This is a genomic window from Aliikangiella sp. G2MR2-5, from assembly GCF_015687155.1.
Classification (GTDB): domain Bacteria; phylum Pseudomonadota; class Gammaproteobacteria; order Enterobacterales; family Kangiellaceae; genus Aliikangiella.
Genome location: NZ_JADPQF010000001.1, coordinates 1,460,979 through 1,476,841 on the forward strand (window position 1 = coordinate 1,460,979; position 15,863 = coordinate 1,476,841).

General features: G+C 41.4%; 14 protein-coding genes and 1 tRNA gene. 3 read left to right on the forward strand and 12 right to left on the reverse strand.

What is annotated here, in order from left to right:
- The first annotated feature begins 222 nt into the window (after positions 1-222).
- Positions 223-579, forward strand: coding sequence for a carboxymuconolactone decarboxylase family protein (locus IYN84_RS06015; protein ID WP_196138248.1), 357 nt, complete (start codon positions 223-225; stop codon positions 577-579).
- 18 nt (positions 580-597) lie between these two features.
- Here the strand turns inward: IYN84_RS06015 and uvrB are convergent, their stop codons facing one another.
- Complete coding sequence (gene uvrB / locus IYN84_RS06020) at positions 598-2,607, reverse strand: excinuclease ABC subunit UvrB (protein WP_196138563.1); 2,010 nt, start codon at positions 2,605-2,607, stop codon at positions 598-600.
- A gap of 301 nt (positions 2,608-2,908) precedes the next feature.
- On the opposite strand from uvrB, the gene IYN84_RS06025 reads away from it, so the two are divergent.
- Together IYN84_RS06025 and rrtA are read left to right on the forward strand one after the other, a co-directional pair.
- Positions 2,909-2,985: transfer RNA gene (locus tag IYN84_RS06025), tRNA-Asn, on the forward strand.
- A 194-nt stretch (positions 2,986-3,179) separates the two neighbouring features.
- Positions 3,180-3,839, forward strand: coding sequence for a rhombosortase (rrtA, locus tag IYN84_RS06030; RefSeq protein WP_196138249.1), 660 nt, complete (start codon positions 3,180-3,182; stop codon positions 3,837-3,839).
- Positions 3,840-3,885: 46 nt separating this feature from the next.
- Here rrtA and IYN84_RS06035 read toward each other — a convergent pair whose 3' ends face one another.
- The 11 genes from IYN84_RS06035 to IYN84_RS06085 all read right to left on the reverse strand — a co-directional run bounded on the left by IYN84_RS06035 (position 3,886) and on the right by IYN84_RS06085 (position 15,861).
- Positions 3,886-4,212, reverse strand: coding sequence for a helix-hairpin-helix domain-containing protein (locus tag IYN84_RS06035; protein WP_196138250.1), 327 nt, complete (start codon positions 4,210-4,212; stop codon positions 3,886-3,888).
- A 146-nt stretch (positions 4,213-4,358) separates the two neighbouring features.
- Complete coding sequence (gene pyrF, locus IYN84_RS06040; RefSeq protein ID WP_196138251.1) at positions 4,359-5,069, reverse strand: orotidine-5'-phosphate decarboxylase; 711 nt, start codon at positions 5,067-5,069, stop codon at positions 4,359-4,361.
- Positions 5,070-5,077: 8 nt separating this feature from the next.
- Positions 5,078-6,256 (reverse strand): lipopolysaccharide assembly protein LapB, encoded by a 1,179-nt coding sequence (gene lapB / locus IYN84_RS06045; protein ID WP_196138252.1) that lies wholly within the window; start codon positions 6,254-6,256, stop codon positions 5,078-5,080.
- Between the two features lie 18 nt (positions 6,257-6,274).
- Positions 6,275-6,568, reverse strand: coding sequence for a lipopolysaccharide assembly protein LapA domain-containing protein (locus IYN84_RS06050; RefSeq protein ID WP_196138253.1), 294 nt, complete (start codon positions 6,566-6,568; stop codon positions 6,275-6,277).
- A 149-nt stretch (positions 6,569-6,717) separates the two neighbouring features.
- Positions 6,718-7,014 carry an integration host factor subunit beta gene (ihfB, locus tag IYN84_RS06055; protein ID WP_196138254.1) on the reverse strand — a complete coding sequence of 99 codons (297 nt, stop codon included), beginning with the start codon at positions 7,012-7,014 and terminating at the stop codon, positions 6,718-6,720.
- A gap of 129 nt (positions 7,015-7,143) precedes the next feature.
- Positions 7,144-8,820, reverse strand: a complete 1,677-nt coding sequence (gene rpsA, locus IYN84_RS06060; protein ID WP_196138255.1) for a 30S ribosomal protein S1 — start codon at positions 8,818-8,820, stop codon at positions 7,144-7,146.
- Between the two features lie 219 nt (positions 8,821-9,039).
- A complete protein-coding gene (gene cmk, locus IYN84_RS06065) occupies positions 9,040-9,729 on the reverse strand; it encodes a (d)CMP kinase (RefSeq protein WP_196138256.1) in 690 nt (229 codons plus the stop codon).
- Positions 9,722-10,813 carry a 3-phosphoserine/phosphohydroxythreonine transaminase gene (gene serC / locus IYN84_RS06070; protein WP_196138257.1) on the reverse strand — a complete coding sequence of 364 codons (1,092 nt, stop codon included), beginning with the start codon at positions 10,811-10,813 and terminating at the stop codon, positions 9,722-9,724. The genes cmk and serC overlap by 8 nt, the downstream gene beginning before the upstream one ends.
- Before the next feature lie 42 nt (positions 10,814-10,855).
- Entirely contained in the window at positions 10,856-13,522 is a 2,667-nt protein-coding gene (gene gyrA, locus IYN84_RS06075; RefSeq protein WP_196138258.1) for a DNA gyrase subunit A, read from the reverse strand.
- 249 nt (positions 13,523-13,771) lie between these two features.
- Entirely contained in the window at positions 13,772-15,409 is a 1,638-nt protein-coding gene (locus tag IYN84_RS06080) for a GGDEF domain-containing protein (protein ID WP_210330303.1), read from the reverse strand.
- 161 nt (positions 15,410-15,570) lie between these two features.
- Positions 15,571-15,861: a hypothetical protein gene (locus IYN84_RS06085; protein WP_196138260.1), complete on the reverse strand. Its 291-nt coding sequence runs from the start codon at positions 15,859-15,861 to the stop codon at positions 15,571-15,573.
- Between the last annotated feature and the right edge of the window lie 2 nt (positions 15,862-15,863).

The following is a 15,863-nucleotide window of genomic DNA, read 5'->3' on the forward strand; positions in this document are numbered from 1 at the left end:
CACAGCTGTTAGTGATACTCCCTAATTCAATCACTTCCAGCCGGGAATCTGACATTGTTCAGATATTTTAATAAGGCAACGGAATTTTAAATTAAATAGAGAATAAATGCTAACATCCCTACTGTTGAATATTTACTAGATTTTCTACTTCTGGATATTCTATTACGCGACGAAATAGGTTACTTTAACTAGCAACCCGTTTTTTATTCAAAGAGGCATTGAATGCAACACCCGTTCGAGCAATTTAGAGAAAAACGCCTGCAAGGCAACGAAAAGCTCTTGGAAACGAATAATCTGGTAACCAAAAGGCTGATGTCACTGGATAAACAGGCTTATGGGGACAGCGCTCTCCCCAAGAAAACAAAAGAACTAATGGCTCTGACTGCTTCAATGGTTCTACGTTGTAACGACTGCATCGACTATCACCTGGAAACCTGTGTTAAGGAAAGTCTGACTCGCGATGAAATAGACGAAGCAATTGGTATTGCTATTCTCGTCGGAGGCTCAATTGTTATTCCTCACGCCCGCCACGCAGCATCTAGTCTCGATTTCCTGTTTGCAGAGCAGTTAGAAAGCTAACCGGCTACAGCATACTTTCTACGACTTAAATAACATCTGTCTGAGTTCGGCAATCTGGTCGCGATATTCTGCGGCCTTTTCGAACTCGAGGTTCTTGGCAGACTCCATCATTAATTTCTCAAGCTTTGCGATAGTTTGGCCTGCTTTTGCTGCTGAACTGGCATCATAGCTGGTTTCAGGTTCAGCAATCTTTTTACGTGTTTTGGTTTTGTTTGCTCTGTTTTTTTCTCCGGTATCCATCACGTCGTTAATCGACTTGCTAACACCTTTAGGCGTAATATTATTTTCCAGGTTAAACCGGTGTTGAATTTCTCTTCGTCTGTTGGTTTCACCAATAGCCCTTTCCATCGAACCGGTTATCTTATCTGCGTAAAGAATGGCTTTACCCTTCAAATTTCGAGCAGCACGCCCAATGGTCTGAATCAATGAGCGCTCAGAGCGCAGAAAACCTTCTTTATCCGCATCAAGTATCGCGACTAAGGAAACTTCTGGCATATCGAGGCCCTCTCTCAGTAAGTTGATTCCTACTAACGCATCGAACTCACCTTTTCTCAAATCGCGGATAATTTCCATTCGCTCTACAGTATCTATGTCTGAGTGAAGGTATCTGACTCTCACTCCATGCTCATTTAGATATTCTGTTAAATCTTCTGCCATCCTTTTTGTTAGCGTTGTAACCAACACACGTTCATTCTTGTCTGCTCTATCAGTAATCTCTGACAGCAAGTCATCAACCTGAGTTGAAACCGGCCTCACTTCGACTTCAGGATCTAATAACCCCGTAGGCCTTACTACTTGCTCGACTATTTGACCCGAATGGCTTTTCTCATAGTCTGCAGGCGTCGCAGAAACAAAAATGGTCTGCGGAGCCAATCGTTCAAACTCTTCAAATTTCAATGGCCTGTTATCAAGTGCAGAGGGTAAGCGAAAACCAAATTCAACTAGCGTCTCTTTCCGAGAACGATCACCCTTATACATAGCGCCAATTTGAGACACCATGACATGCGACTCATCGATGACTAATAAAGCATCATCAGGCAAATAATCCAAAAGTGTTGGCGGGTGCTCTCCAGCACCTCGCCCTGATAAAAAACGCGAATAATTCTCTATCCCGGAGCAATAGCCTAATTCCTGCATCATTTCGATATCAAACCGGACCCTTTGCTCAAGTCGCTGATACTCAACCAGCTTATTAACAGACTTGAGGTAGTCTAAACGTTCTTTGAGTTCTACTTTAATCAATTCAATAGCATCAAGTATGGTTTGCCTCGCGGTAACATAATGAGACTTAGGGTAAATGGTTACCCGGGTCAATTTTTTTAACACCTCTCCAGTTAACGGATCAAAGCTCGCTATTGAGTCGACCTCATCATCAAATAGCTCAATTCTGATAGCGTATCGATCAGACTCTGCCGGAAATATATCGATCACATCTCCTCTAACGCGATAAGTAGCCCTTTGAAGTTCCATATCGTTACGTGTAAATTGAAGTTCTGCTAACCTTCTCAGTATCTCCCGTTGATCAATTTCATCTCCTGGCTTTAAGTGCATCACCATACTATGAAACTGCTTAGGGTCACCCAAGCCATAAATAGCGGAGACTGAAGCGACAATTATTGCATCTCGCCTTTCAAGCAAAGCTCTTGTGGCGGAAAGTCGCATTTGTTCAATATGATCATTTATTGAAGCGTCTTTCTCGATAAAGGTATCACTGCTAGGAACATAAGCTTCTGGCTGGTAGTAGTCATAATAGGAAACAAAGTACTCAACAGCATTATTTGGGAAGAACTCTTTCATCTCTCCATATAATTGAGCTGCAAGGGTTTTGTTTGGAGCTAATATAATTGTAGGTCTTCTGGTTTCCTGAATAACATTTGCTATTGTGAAAGTCTTGCCCGATCCCGTCACACCTAATAGGGTTTGATGACTTAGGCCGTCTGACAGTCCTTCAACCAGACTGCTAATCGCATTAGGTTGATCACCTGACGGTGCGAATTGTGAGCTAATTTTAAACTCAAGATCACTCATAAATAAGTAAGTATGCTTTTTCGGTTTCGATAGTTTCACATCATATTTGATCCATAAAACAGCTACCAGTGCTACTTTTAGATTTCTAAAACAAAAACGCCCTTTAGAAGCAAAACTAGCATTATTTTAAACAGGCAAATCCCTATCCCGACGCAAATGTGAGCACATTTTAACCATGCAAGGTTATAAAACGAACTAAAATCAGCCATTTACTAAACTATTTAAAATTTTTTTAAATTCTTTGTTGACCGACCGGAAATTCTTATTTATTATTGCGCTCGCTCTCAAGGAGAGACACTCTTCCCCCTTAGCTCAGTTGGTTAGAGCGACGGACTGTTAATCCGCAGGTCCCCCGTTCAAGTCGGGGAGGGGGAGCCAAATTTGGTATTTATACCATCCAAAAGGCCGCTAAGCGGCCTTTTTTTTGTCCAGATTTTATTTCACCCGAAAAACAACAATAATTAGTCTTTTCAAGTTAGATCGCCAAGCTTTATTTCATTGATCTATCTTTATCCTCGCTCTTACATGATAAAATGGTTTAATCCGATAGTTTTAGAAGACTCAAATAGTAGATGTTAAAAAATTTAACACACCATATTAATGAACTATTTCAGCCCAGAGAGTTAATCTTGACCTTCCCTGTTATTCTCATTTGCTTGTTTGTAATGCTATTGGCTCCGGATTCAATATTATTGCTAAGATACGAAACTCATTCGGTAAATCAGGGAGAACTATGGAGACTAATAACAGCCAATTTTACCCATAGCAACTGGAACCATGCTCTTCTAAACTTAGCAGGTTTAGTTATTATCGATCGGCTACTGGGACAATTCATAGAAGTAGCAAAACGCGCCTACCTGCTCATATTCTGTTTTGCTCTCAATGTGATAGTTCTTCACTTCATTAAAGAGCTGGACTGGTATGTTGGGGCTTCTGGAGCATTGCATGGATATCTTCTGGGTGGGAGCTTACTGCTCTGGAACTCTAAAGATAAAGCGGAACTATTTCTCTTCTTTAAGTCTCTTTGCTTCAACGTAAAGCCTATCTTTAGACTTGTATCGATTGGCGTTGTCGCGAAAGTATTTGTTGAACTGAACTGGAATATTAATCAATCGACTGCAGAACTAATTGGAACTCAAGTGCTCGCAGAAGCCCACTTATCCGGACTGATAGCAGCTTTACTGGCTGTGATTTTCTATCCCTCTTTCTACCATATTTTTTTCAAAAACTAAAAAGGCGCTTATTCTTAGCGCCTTTTAACTATCGGGATTTCTTGAACTAGTTCAATAGAATCCTACTTTCGTTCTTTGCAATTGTTGCGACACCAATGCCTTTAACCGCCGCTAAATCCTCGACTTTTTTAAATTTGCCGTTAAGTTTTCTAAATTCGACTATAGCACTGGCTTTCTTCATTCCAACCCCAGTTAACGCTTCCGCAATTTCTTTCGCTCCAGCTGAATTCAGGTTAACTTTGGTTGTATGCTTTATGTCTTTAACCTTAACAACTTTGCTAGCAGGCTTCACAACTTCAGTTTTAGCCATAAGCATTTGATTAAAACCGCCAAACAAGGTAAACGACAATAACAATATTGCAAATTTTTTCATTTTTCTCTCCTTAGATTTAATTTGCCCTACTCCATACTCTGATCTTCGTTAAATACCAGAACCGGGCATCCCAGTTAATGTTCAAAGATTTCAAAATGTAGTTATCCTCGAACAAGAGCTAATTTACTTCAAAAAAAAAGCAAAAACTACAAGCTCGCAATAGATTCAGATATTTCGCACACAACCTTAAGCGGATCTTCCGCTTGAGTGATTGGTCGACCTATTACCAAATAGTCCGAACCAGCATTTATCGCTTTTTGAGGTGTCATTACTCTAGACTGGTCACCTACGTCACTACCCAAGGGACGAATTCCCGGAGTAACAAGTTTAAAAGACGATCCTAGTTTCTTTTTGAGCACTTCAGCCTCCTGCGCGGAACAAACCACTCCGTCAAGTCCGCTGGATTTTGCCAGTTCAGCCAAGTGTAAAACCTGTTCCCCAATGCTTTTTTGAAACCCTATATTCGAATATTGAGCTTCATCCATACTTGTTAACACAGTCACTGCAGTAAGTAGTGGCCGTTTGTTTCCATACTCGGTCAAAGCATCTAATGCCGTAGACATCATTTTTTGACCTCCAGAGGCGTGAACATTGACCATCCAAACGCCTAGTTCCGCAGCGGCAACACAAGCCTTGGCGACCGTATTGGGTATATCATGAAACTTTAGATCAAGAAAAACGTCAAACTTTTGTTCCACCAATTGACGAACCCAGTCGGGTCCGAAAGCTGTAAACATTTCCTTACCCACTTTTAATTTGCATAATTCAGGATCAAGTTTATCGACCAGTGCTTTTGCGTTATCAAGGTCACTAAAATCTAGTGCAACTATAATTTTCGAATCTTTATTAACTGACATATCGACAACTACTCTCCTTCGATTCCCTGTATTGGCTCTACACTTCCCCAGCTTTTACAGCCGGGACACTGCCAAAACAAAGTTTTTGTATCAAAACCGCAATGGTTACAGTGGTACACAGGCTTATTCTTTAACAATTTGGTAACTACATCATGTAGCATTTGAAGGCTTGGCTTGGCTGTCTCACTTGCGTGTTTCAAGTGCAGATTGATCAGCTTTAAAAGCCCTTTAATAGACGGATGCTTTACCATTTGACGAGCAATAAAATCTGCTGCAACCTTGTCGCCCTGCTCTACTTGTAGCTCTTGGGCATAACTTAGAATAACTGAAATTCCGGCACCGGCTTCTATAGACTGCTCTAGAAACTTAATGAAGCCGCGTTGGTCTGAAAGTTGTATAAATGCAGCTCTGATATTATCAATAGCTTCAGGGAGCAAGTTAATATTTTGATGCATCAAGTCACGATATGATTTAATCGCCTTTTTATAGCGGCCATTATTATAGTGTATCGTCCCGCTAATCAGAGTTGCTCTGGCACATGATGGATCAATACTTAACGCCTTTTTGACCTGGTTAACCGCTTCACGCATCGACTGTTCAAAGATAAACTCTTCCGCCAACTCGCAGTAGAAATGGGCAATCTCTTTTCTTCTCTCCGGAGCATCGCCGAGATGAAGTTTCTCAGCCACTTTAATTGCGTTTTGCCAATCTTTTGTTTGTTGATAAATTTGCAAAAGTTGAGAGAGACTTGCTTGCTTGTGTTGAGGGTCTAGAACCAACTCTTTAAAAATATGCTCTGCTCTGTCAAGTAGTCCGGCAGCCATATAGTCATCGCCCAGCTCCAATAGTGACATCTTTCTGTGTTTTGCCGAAAGAGAGGGTCTGGCTATTAGATTTTGATGAATTCGAATTGCTCGATCAACTTCACCTCTTTTTCTGAATAAATTACCAAGCGCTAAATGTGTTTCTACTGTTTCAGAATCAACCTCTAACAAACTGACAAAAGTATCGATAGCCTTATCAGACTGTTCGTTTAGTAAATAATTTAGTCCGGTAAAATATTGTCTGGATAAACCGGCACTCTTATCGTTAACCTCACTTTTGCCGCTTTGTTTTCCATTGCGATATCCAAAGTACCATGCAATTGGAAACAAGAGGGCGAATATAATGAGAATTTCGTTTGACATTAAATCCTGTCCCTTGACCTAATAATCATCTTTAAGTGGTAATGAGCGTAAACTATTAAGCTCTTTCTGATGCTTGTCGAGTTTAATTCGGGCTTGCTTGAGGAGAAATTTAGTTTTCATTAAGCTTCCAAACAAAGATGCAACGCCCAGAAGAAAACCGACAATAATACATAGAACCATTACCCAGTTTAACTGCCACTCTACTTGACCACTAAAATAGTCAATCATAACCATCGAGTCATTTTGCGCAAAGAAAAGCGCAGATGCGACAAAAATTAGTAACGCTATTATGATTGTAATAAAGTTTCGCAATTTCTTTCCCCACGCCGACAGAGAGCTTATTTTATCCTAGATTAAATAAGCAGGTCGATAAGTCGACGAAAATAAAATATGAGTTCCACTGACACAAAAAAAGCATATCAATGATATGCTTTTTAACTACATGAGATTAAACAGGACGGCTAACCATTTTCCTCCAAAGCAGAATTAACTCTCTCTCTGAGTTCCTTTCCAGGTTTAAAGTGGGGTACATATTTGCCTTCTAGCTCAACAGATTGGCCGGTTTTCGGATTACGGCCAACTCTGGGTGCACGATAATGAAGCGAGAAACTTCCAAAGCCTCGAATCTCGATTCGCTCACCCTTGGCTAGTGACTGAGCCATATGCTCTAGAATACATTTTACGACCAGCTCTACATCTTTCAACGATAACTGAGTCTGCCGTGCAGCTAATTTTTCAATTAACTCGGATTTTGTCATCAATCCATTCCTTTCGTCATAAATAGCCATTAATTCAATGACTTATACAATAGACAATTTATTTATAAAAAGCAAAAAAAAATGCCCAAAATCAATAGATTAAGGGCATTTTCTTAAGATTTAGCAGAATTAATCGCGATCCATCTGCTCTTTCAACAAGTCACCTAAGGTTGCAGGTGCTGCTGCAGTGTCACTATCTTTGCTAAACTCGGCAATAGCTTCAGCTTCTTCTTGCTTATGCTTGGCTTTAATAGACAAAGTAATTACACGGTTTTTCTTATCTACTGCAGTGAACTTTGCTTCAACTGAGTCGCCAACAGCAAAGTGCTTGCCAGCGTCTTCAACACGATCATCACTGATTTCTGAAGCTCTTAAGTAACCTTCAACGTTTTCACCCAAAGATACTTTAACGCCACGAGGTTCAACTTCTGTAACAGTACCTGTAACAACCGTACCTTTACCATTTTCAGCAAGGAATTGCGCAAATGGGTCAGAATCAACTTGCTTGATACCTAAAGAAATACGCTCTCTCTCTGCATCAACAGAAAGAACAACCGCTTCAACTTCGTCCCCTTTCTTGTAATCACGTACGGCTTCTTCGCCAGTAAGAGTCCAGGAAATGTCTGACAAGTGAACAAGACCATCAATACCGCCGTCAAGACCGATGAAGATACCAAAGTCAGTGATCGACTTGATTTTACCTGTAACTTTATCGTTCTTGTTAAATTTGCTCGCAAATTCTGTCCACGGATTTGGCACACACTGCTTAAGGCCTAGAGAGATACGACGACGCTCTTCGTCAATATCAAGAACCATAACTTCAACTTCATCACCCAGATTAACAACTTTGCTTGGGTGGATGTTTTTGTTAGTCCAGTCCATTTCTGAAACGTGAACAAGACCTTCAACGCCTTCTTCAATTTCAACAAAGCAACCATAGTCAGTCAGGTTGGTTACACGACCAAACAGACGCGCGCCTTCTGGATAACGACGGTTAAGGTCTGCCCATGGATCTTCGCCAAGCTGCTTCATACCTAGTGATACACGTGAACGATCACGATCATACTTAAGGACTTTAACATCGATTTCATCACCAACCTGGACAACTTCAGAAGGATGCTTAACTCGCTTCCAAGCCATATCAGTGATATGAAGAAGACCATCAACACCACCAAGATCAACGAATGCACCATAGTCAGTAAGATTTTTAACGATACCTTTAACTTTCGCGCCTTCTTCAAGACGAGCTAACAATTCTTCGCGCTCAGCTGAACTTTCAGCTTCGATTACGCTGCGGCGAGAAACAACAACATTGTTACGCTTCTGGTCAAGCTTGATAACTTTGAATTCAAGCTCTTTACCTTCAAGATGAGTAGTATCACGAACTGGACGTACATCAACCAAAGAACCAGGAAGGAATGCACGAACATTTTTGACTTCTACAGTGAAACCACCTTTAACTTTACCGGTAATGATACCGATAACGCTTTCATTTGCTTCACAAGCTTTTTCAAGCTCTAACCAAGTCTCAAAACGCTTGGCTTTTTCACGCGACAATTGAGTCGCCCCGAAACCGTCTTCCAGTGAGTCAAGCGATACATCAACTTCGTCGCCTACTTCTACTTCAACTTCACCTTGCTCGTTGATGAACTGTGAAAGTGGAATAACACCTTCAGATTTCAAACCAGCATTAACAATTACGGTTTCGTTATCAATCGCTACCACAGTGCCTTTAACAATCGCACCTGGGCGCATTTCGATTTCATTTAAACTTTGTTCAAACAGTTCTGCGAAATTTTCGCTCATCTTAAGTACCTGAATAAACGTAACGATCTATGGCTCTTCTTAACCTTAAATCAATACGCGTTGTCTAAAACTCCGAATAACGTCCAGTTAGTTCGGGATTATTAAAAAGTGGCTCGCCAATCCTTTAGCAATCCAGATTAATACTTTAAATTTATTTGGAACTTTTTGATTCCCTGAAAGACCAACGTTTACTCGAGTAAACGAAAAATGGACTTGCAGTTAAGCCAGTTCCGGAAAGCTTTTAGAAGCGAAATCAAGCACTTGCGTAAGCACTTCAGATATCGAAAGATTCGAGCTATCAACAACAAAAGCGCCCTCCGCAGGAACCAATGGTGCCACGGAACGCGTTTGGTCACGCTCATCGCGTGCTTTAATGCTATCTAAAAGCGCGCGCATATTAGCATCCACGCCCTTATTTTTCAACTGTTTATAGCGTCTTTCAGCGCGACACTCTGCGCTAGCGGTGAGAAATATTTTTACAGGAGCGTCGGGGAAAACAATCGTCCCCATATCCCGACCGTCCGCAACCAGACCTGGTAATCGATAGAAGTCTCTTTGTCGCGCCAGCAAAGCATCCCTCACGGTTGGAATTGCTGCGACTTTCGAAGCGGCCTGGCCTGCTTGATCGGTTCGTATCATTGCGCCAAGATTTTCTCCCTGAAGAAGAGGCTCTATTTCACCTGTATCTTTATTTGAAATAAAGTCAATATCCAGATTTCTTGCTAAATCAGTAACTTCAGACTCATTATTAATGTCGATTCCATGTTTCTCAACAGCAACCCCCAGCACACGGTATAGAGCCCCGCTGTCGAGCATATGCCATCCTAACTTGTCTGCAAGCAACTGACTGACGGTACCTTTACCTGCTCCAGAAGGTCCATCAACAGTAATAATAAATTGATTATCCATTTTGTTGCTTGAACTCTTTCATAAAGGCAATTAATGCTTCAACGCCTTCAATTGGCATGGAGTTATAGATGCTTGCCCGCATACCACCAACACTTCGGTGTCCTTTCAGGCCAACCAAGCCAGCAGATCTAGCTTCCTTCAAGAATTTATCATTAAGACTTTCATCTTTAAGTATAAAAGGTACATTCATCAGTGAACGATATTCTGGAGCGATAGGGTTGTGGTAAAAGTCGTCTGAATCCAGGTAGCTATATAGAAGATTTGCCCGCTGATGAGCAAGTTTTTCCATTCCCTCTACACCACCTTGCTCGAGCAACCACTCAAAAACCAGACTAGCCAGATACCAGGCATAGGTTGGTGGCGTATTGATCATTGAGCCCTGTTCAGCCTGCGCCTTGTAATTAAAAACTTTGGGGACTCGACTAAAGTCCATTTTGTCCATCAATTCATGCTTAACAATGACGATGGTCATCCCTGCGGGACCAATGTTTTTTTGAGCACCAGCGTAGATCATATCGAAATCACTCATATTGAGCTTTTCGGATAATATACAAGATGACAAGTCAGCAATTAAAGAACCGTTGGTTTCAGGCAGGAAAGGAAAACGGATCCCTTCTATTGTTTCATTCGGCGTATAATGGGTATAAACCGGTGACTCGCTTCTAGTCCAGGTTGAAGGTGAAGACAGTGAACGTATTCCACTATCATCCATCTGTAAAGCCGGAATTGAATTTATCTTACCGTAACGTGCAGCCTCCTGAGCGGCTTTGGATGACCAGATTCCGTTTTCAATATATTCAGCGGTCTTGTTTTCGGACAAAAGAGACATAGGAATACTGGAGAATTGAAGTGACGCTCCACCATGCATAAACAATACAGCATGTTCTTCTCCAATCCCCATTAACTTGCGCAAGTCAGACTCAGCTTTGTTAGCCAGCTCCTGATACTCGCTCGAACGATGGCTAACTTCCATTACAGAAACGCCAAGCCCCCGCCAGTTAAGCAACTCTTGTTGTGCTTTCTGCATTACGGGTACAGGCAGGGCCGCAGGCCCCGCACAAAAATTATAGGTTTGATTAGTCACCTGATTACCTCAGATTAAAAGTGAGTTATTTTGTTGAATTAACTACTCTTCCCCATCGTCGCTAGTTGCGTCTTCTGCGGTTGAGTTATCACCCGATTCACTTTCTGTTGAAGCCTGGTTTTCATTATTTTCGTTATCTATTGCTTGACTAGCACCTTCTTCGCCCTCGACTTCGTCATCACTTTCGAGTTCATCGATTCGTTGAAGTCCCACAAGGGTTTCACCTTCTTGCAATCGGATCAAGCGCACGCCCTGAGTATTTCTGCCCATAGTACGAATTTCATCAACACGAGTACGGACTAAAGTACCACCTTTACTGATAAGCATAATTTCATCACCATCAGCAACACGTACTGCGCTAATTGCTTTACCATTTCTTTCACTTAACTGGATAGAGATAACCCCTTGACCACCCCTTCCACGCACAGGATGTTCACTCATACAGGTTCGCTTACCGTAACCGTTCTCAGTAACAGTCAAAATCTGACTGTTTTCATCGGCTCTGACTAATGCAATCACTTCCTGTTCCTCGCTTATTCGCATGCCGCGAACACCGCGAGCAGTTCTTCCCATCTCACGAACATTTTCCTCGTGGAATCGAATAACTTTTCCTGCATCACTGAACAACATAAGTTCATCTTGTCCGTTTGTTACAACAGTACCAATGAGCTCATCACCGTCATCTAATCTTAGTGCGATAATACCGTTTGAGCGTGGTCGAGAAAACGCTTCAAGTGAAGTCTTTTTAACCGTTCCACTAGCAGTTGCCATAAACACATAATGCTCAGAATCAAACTCTTTAACATTCAAAATAGAAGTAATTCGCTCGCCTTCTTCTAAAGGCAGAATGTTAACGATTGGCTTACCCTGTGAGCCTCGGCTTGCAAGTGGAAGCTGGAAGGTTCTTAACCAGTAGACTTTACCGATGCTCGAGAAGCAAAGGATTGTTGCGTGAGTCGACACAACCAGCAACTTCTCAATAAAGTCTTCATCTTTCATTTTGGTGGCAGACTTGCCTTTACCACCACGCCTTTGTGCTTCGTAAGAAGTTAATGGCTGGTATTTTACATATCCCTGGTGAGATAGAGTCACTACAACATCTTCTTCTGGAATCAAATCTTCGATCATTAGATCTGCAGAACTATTGGTAATTTCAGTTCGTCTTTCATCTCCGAAAGCTTCCTGAACTTCCACCAGTTCTTCTCTGATTACTTCCATCAACCGCTCGGTGCTTCCCAAAATAGCCAACAACTCTGCAATCAACGCGATTAAATCTTTATAATCATTGATGATTTTCTCATGCTCAAGACCTGTCAACTTATGCAGCCTCAAGTCAAGGATTGCTTGTGCCTGAACTGGTGAAAGGTGATATAAACCATCTTTTAAGCCATATTGAGGCTCCAGGTCATCTGGACGACATGCGTCAGCGCCGGCTCCTTCTAGCATGCTTAATACCGCAGCAGCTTCCCAGCCTTTTGCAACTAATTGCTCTTTTGCTACAGCTGGTGTCGGTGCTTTTTTGATCAACTCGATAATTTCATCAATATTAGCAAGAGCAATAGCCAGGCCTTCAAGAACATGAGCTTTTTCTCTAGCTTTGCGTAAATCAAATACTGTACGACGAGTAACAACTTCTCTACGGTGTCTAATAAAGGCTTCAATCATTTCCTTGAGGTTGAAAAGCTTCGGCTGACCATTTTCCAAAGCCACCATATTAATACCGAACACCGTCTGCATCTGCGACTGGGCGTATAGGTTGTTCATCACCACTTCGGCATTTTCGCCGCGACGAAGCTCAATAACCATGCGCATACCGTCTTTGTCTGACTCATCGCGAAGTCCGGTAATACCTTCTACTTTTTTGTCTTTTACTAGCTCAGCAATTTTTTCAATCAGGCGAGCTTTGTTAACCTGGTAAGGAATTTCTGTAACAACAATGCTTTCTTTGCCTTTACTATCTGTTTCAATATGATGACGAGCTCGAATATAAATACGCCCCCTACCGGTCTTGTATGCTTGAACAATACCCGCCCGGCCATTGATAATACCCTGGGTAGGAAAATCCGGGCCTGGAATATATTCCATCAATCCATCAATATCGATCTCAGGATTTTCCATAACGGCTAAGCAACCGTCGATAACTTCAGTTAGATTGTGCGGCGCAATATTGGTAGCCATACCAACCGCGATACCAGCAGAACCATTAACTAATAGATTTGGAATGCGGGTCGGCAAAACTGTCGGCTCTGATTCTGTGCCATCATAGTTTTCAGCCCAGTCAACAGTTTCCTTCTCTAGATCCGATAGTAACTGATGGGCCATTTTGTCCATGCGAACTTCTGTGTAACGCATCGCTGCAGGAGAGTCTCCATCAACAGATCCAAAGTTCCCCTGACCATCCACAAGCATGTAACGAAGAGAAAATGGCTGAGCCATACGAACAATAGTATCGTAAACAGCGGTGTCACCATGCGGGTGGTATTTACCTATTACATCCCCGACAACACGGGCAGATTTTTTATAAGCTTTATTGTAATCATTACCCAGCTCATTCATTGCGTATAACACTCGGCGATGAACCGGCTTTAAACCATCTCTTACGTCAGGCAATGCACGCCCAACAATAACGCTCATGGCATAATCAAGGTAGGAAACTTTTAACTCGTCTTCGATGTTAATCGGCAGGACTTCTTTTGCAAACTCACCCATAAACTACAATCGTTCCTTATCTTATTGATTTTATACGTTTTTTAAACCTTTTATTTTGGCAAGAAAACTGTTTAAAAAACGTTCAATTTATAGTTGCGCACGAGGCGCTATCAAGCGGCCGATTGTAGCATAAAAGCAGGGATAATTGGTGAGTTTATTTTGTTTAAGAGGGGATAAAATATCACTATTGCCAAACGGTCAAATTTTGACCGTTTGGTCCTGACAATTGAAGCCTATTCAATAAAACTTTTATTCGGTGGGTTGAACGACAACCTGATTGCGACCACGGCGCTTAGCCAGATACATAGCTTCATCAGCGTGAGAAATCAGATCTTTTAGTAAATAGCCTGTTGACCGGGTATTGGCGATACCAAAACTGGCCGAAACATCAAACTCGAAGCCGGTACTGCTAGTATCAATTTCTGAAACTCGTTTTCTACAGTCTTCAGCAATTTTCTGCGCTTGCTCTATTTCACATCCAGGTAGAAGAATGGCAAACTCCTCTCCTCCAATACGACCGAAAACGTCGACCTTGCGAACACATTGAGAACAAGCCTTAGTTGCCAACTGTAGAACAATATCTCCAACCGGATGCCCATAAGCATCATTAATCTTCTTAAAGTTATCCAAATCGAACAAGACCATGCTTACATTTCGCCCAGACTTGGTCATGATTTGCAAAACATCCTCAGCACTTCGCGTGAAATGTGCGCGATTACAAATTCCAGTTAGGCCATCATACTCAGCTAGATACTTCAACTTTCTTTGAGAACTTCTGAAATACAATATCCAGGCAATGAGTATCGCCACGCAAAACACCAGCAAGCTAATGATCCAGCGATTATTTTCTGCTTCTTCCTTTGCCAGTTCCTGCTGCAACCGAAGAATACTATTTTGTTTATTGAGTGAGTCAATTTCCGCATCTTTTTCCGCAGACTGTCTTTTTGCGGATTCTATAGCTAACTGACGTCCATTAATTTCCTGAAAGTGCTTCTTTTCGGCTTCAAAGTAATCCCTTAAATAACGAATTGCATCTTCAAGATTATTCTGCTTTAAGCTGCTTAAGTGGAGTATGTTATAGGCTTCAGCCACTGAACGCGTGGTATTTACCTGAGCATCACTATCCACCGCTTTCTGAGCATATTTTTTGGCATTTAATATATCTTCAAGACTCCAATAAGCTCTCGATAGAATAGAATAGGATTGAACAATATTTAATTGATATCGTGTTTTTTCAATATTGGGCAAATTTTCTAAAATAAGATCTGAAGCTTCTTTTGCTTTTCCTTCCTTCAAAAGAAAGTGCGCTAAATGAATTCGAATAACGTTAGCGATTATCTGCTCGTTAGCCTGAGCACAAATATCAATCGCATTATTAAACTCTTTCCTAAAGTCCAACTCTGCTCCGATTAACCTTTGTGCTTTAAGATTCATTCCCTGGGCCAAACAAATAGAGCGCTTGTCGTTACTTTCTTTTAGAACCTCACTTAAATAAGTAATCGTAACTTTATGATATTCGATCTCATCATAAAAAATCGCTGCGGCAATCAAACCTTGATGCCGAATATTAGTATCGATAATCTTTTCTTTGCTTATCTCGATAAATCTGATGAACTCTAATCCCGCTCCCCATTTACGACTAAAAGCGTACAGGTTAACCAGTGAAAGCGCTGCACGGTATCGAATTTCTACACTTTGTGCGTTTTTGAAAACATGCAAATAAGATCTTTCAGCTTCATCCACCAAGCCCTTTAAAGCGCTTTCATACCCTTTTAGATATAAAAAGAAATAGCGTTCATTTATCGAAAGGTTTTGAAACTGAGGCTCTAGTTGCCGCAAAAGCGATACAAACCGGGCACTGTCTGAAGATTTAACTTTATCAGCCATCCGCAGCACTTTAATCGCCGGCATTGGGCTGTCCTCGGATCTAGCTTCTCCAGACTTTGCGCTATGTGTGATCATTAAGACCACACTAAAAAATAAATAAAGAAAAAACGGCCTGTTCATTAGATCAGACACCTATTAGGTATAAATTTGAAGGATTCAGGTTAGAAGCTTACAGCTACGAGGCTTGATGACTCACTTTGTTCTTCGTCAGACTTGTCATCTTCGGATTCATCTTCATTATCATCGTCATCTTTGGCAGGTACAAGCATACATACAATCTTGTGCTGGCTTCCCAGGATAGATTCCATCTGAGAACTATCTTTAGACTTAAGTACAGTAATCATTTCTTCAGAAAGATTTAGATCAGACACCAGAGAATCAATATCCAGCTCACCTTGTTCAAAATTTGGACAAAGAGAAATTCTTTCAATAGCTTCGATATAGTTTTTCATTT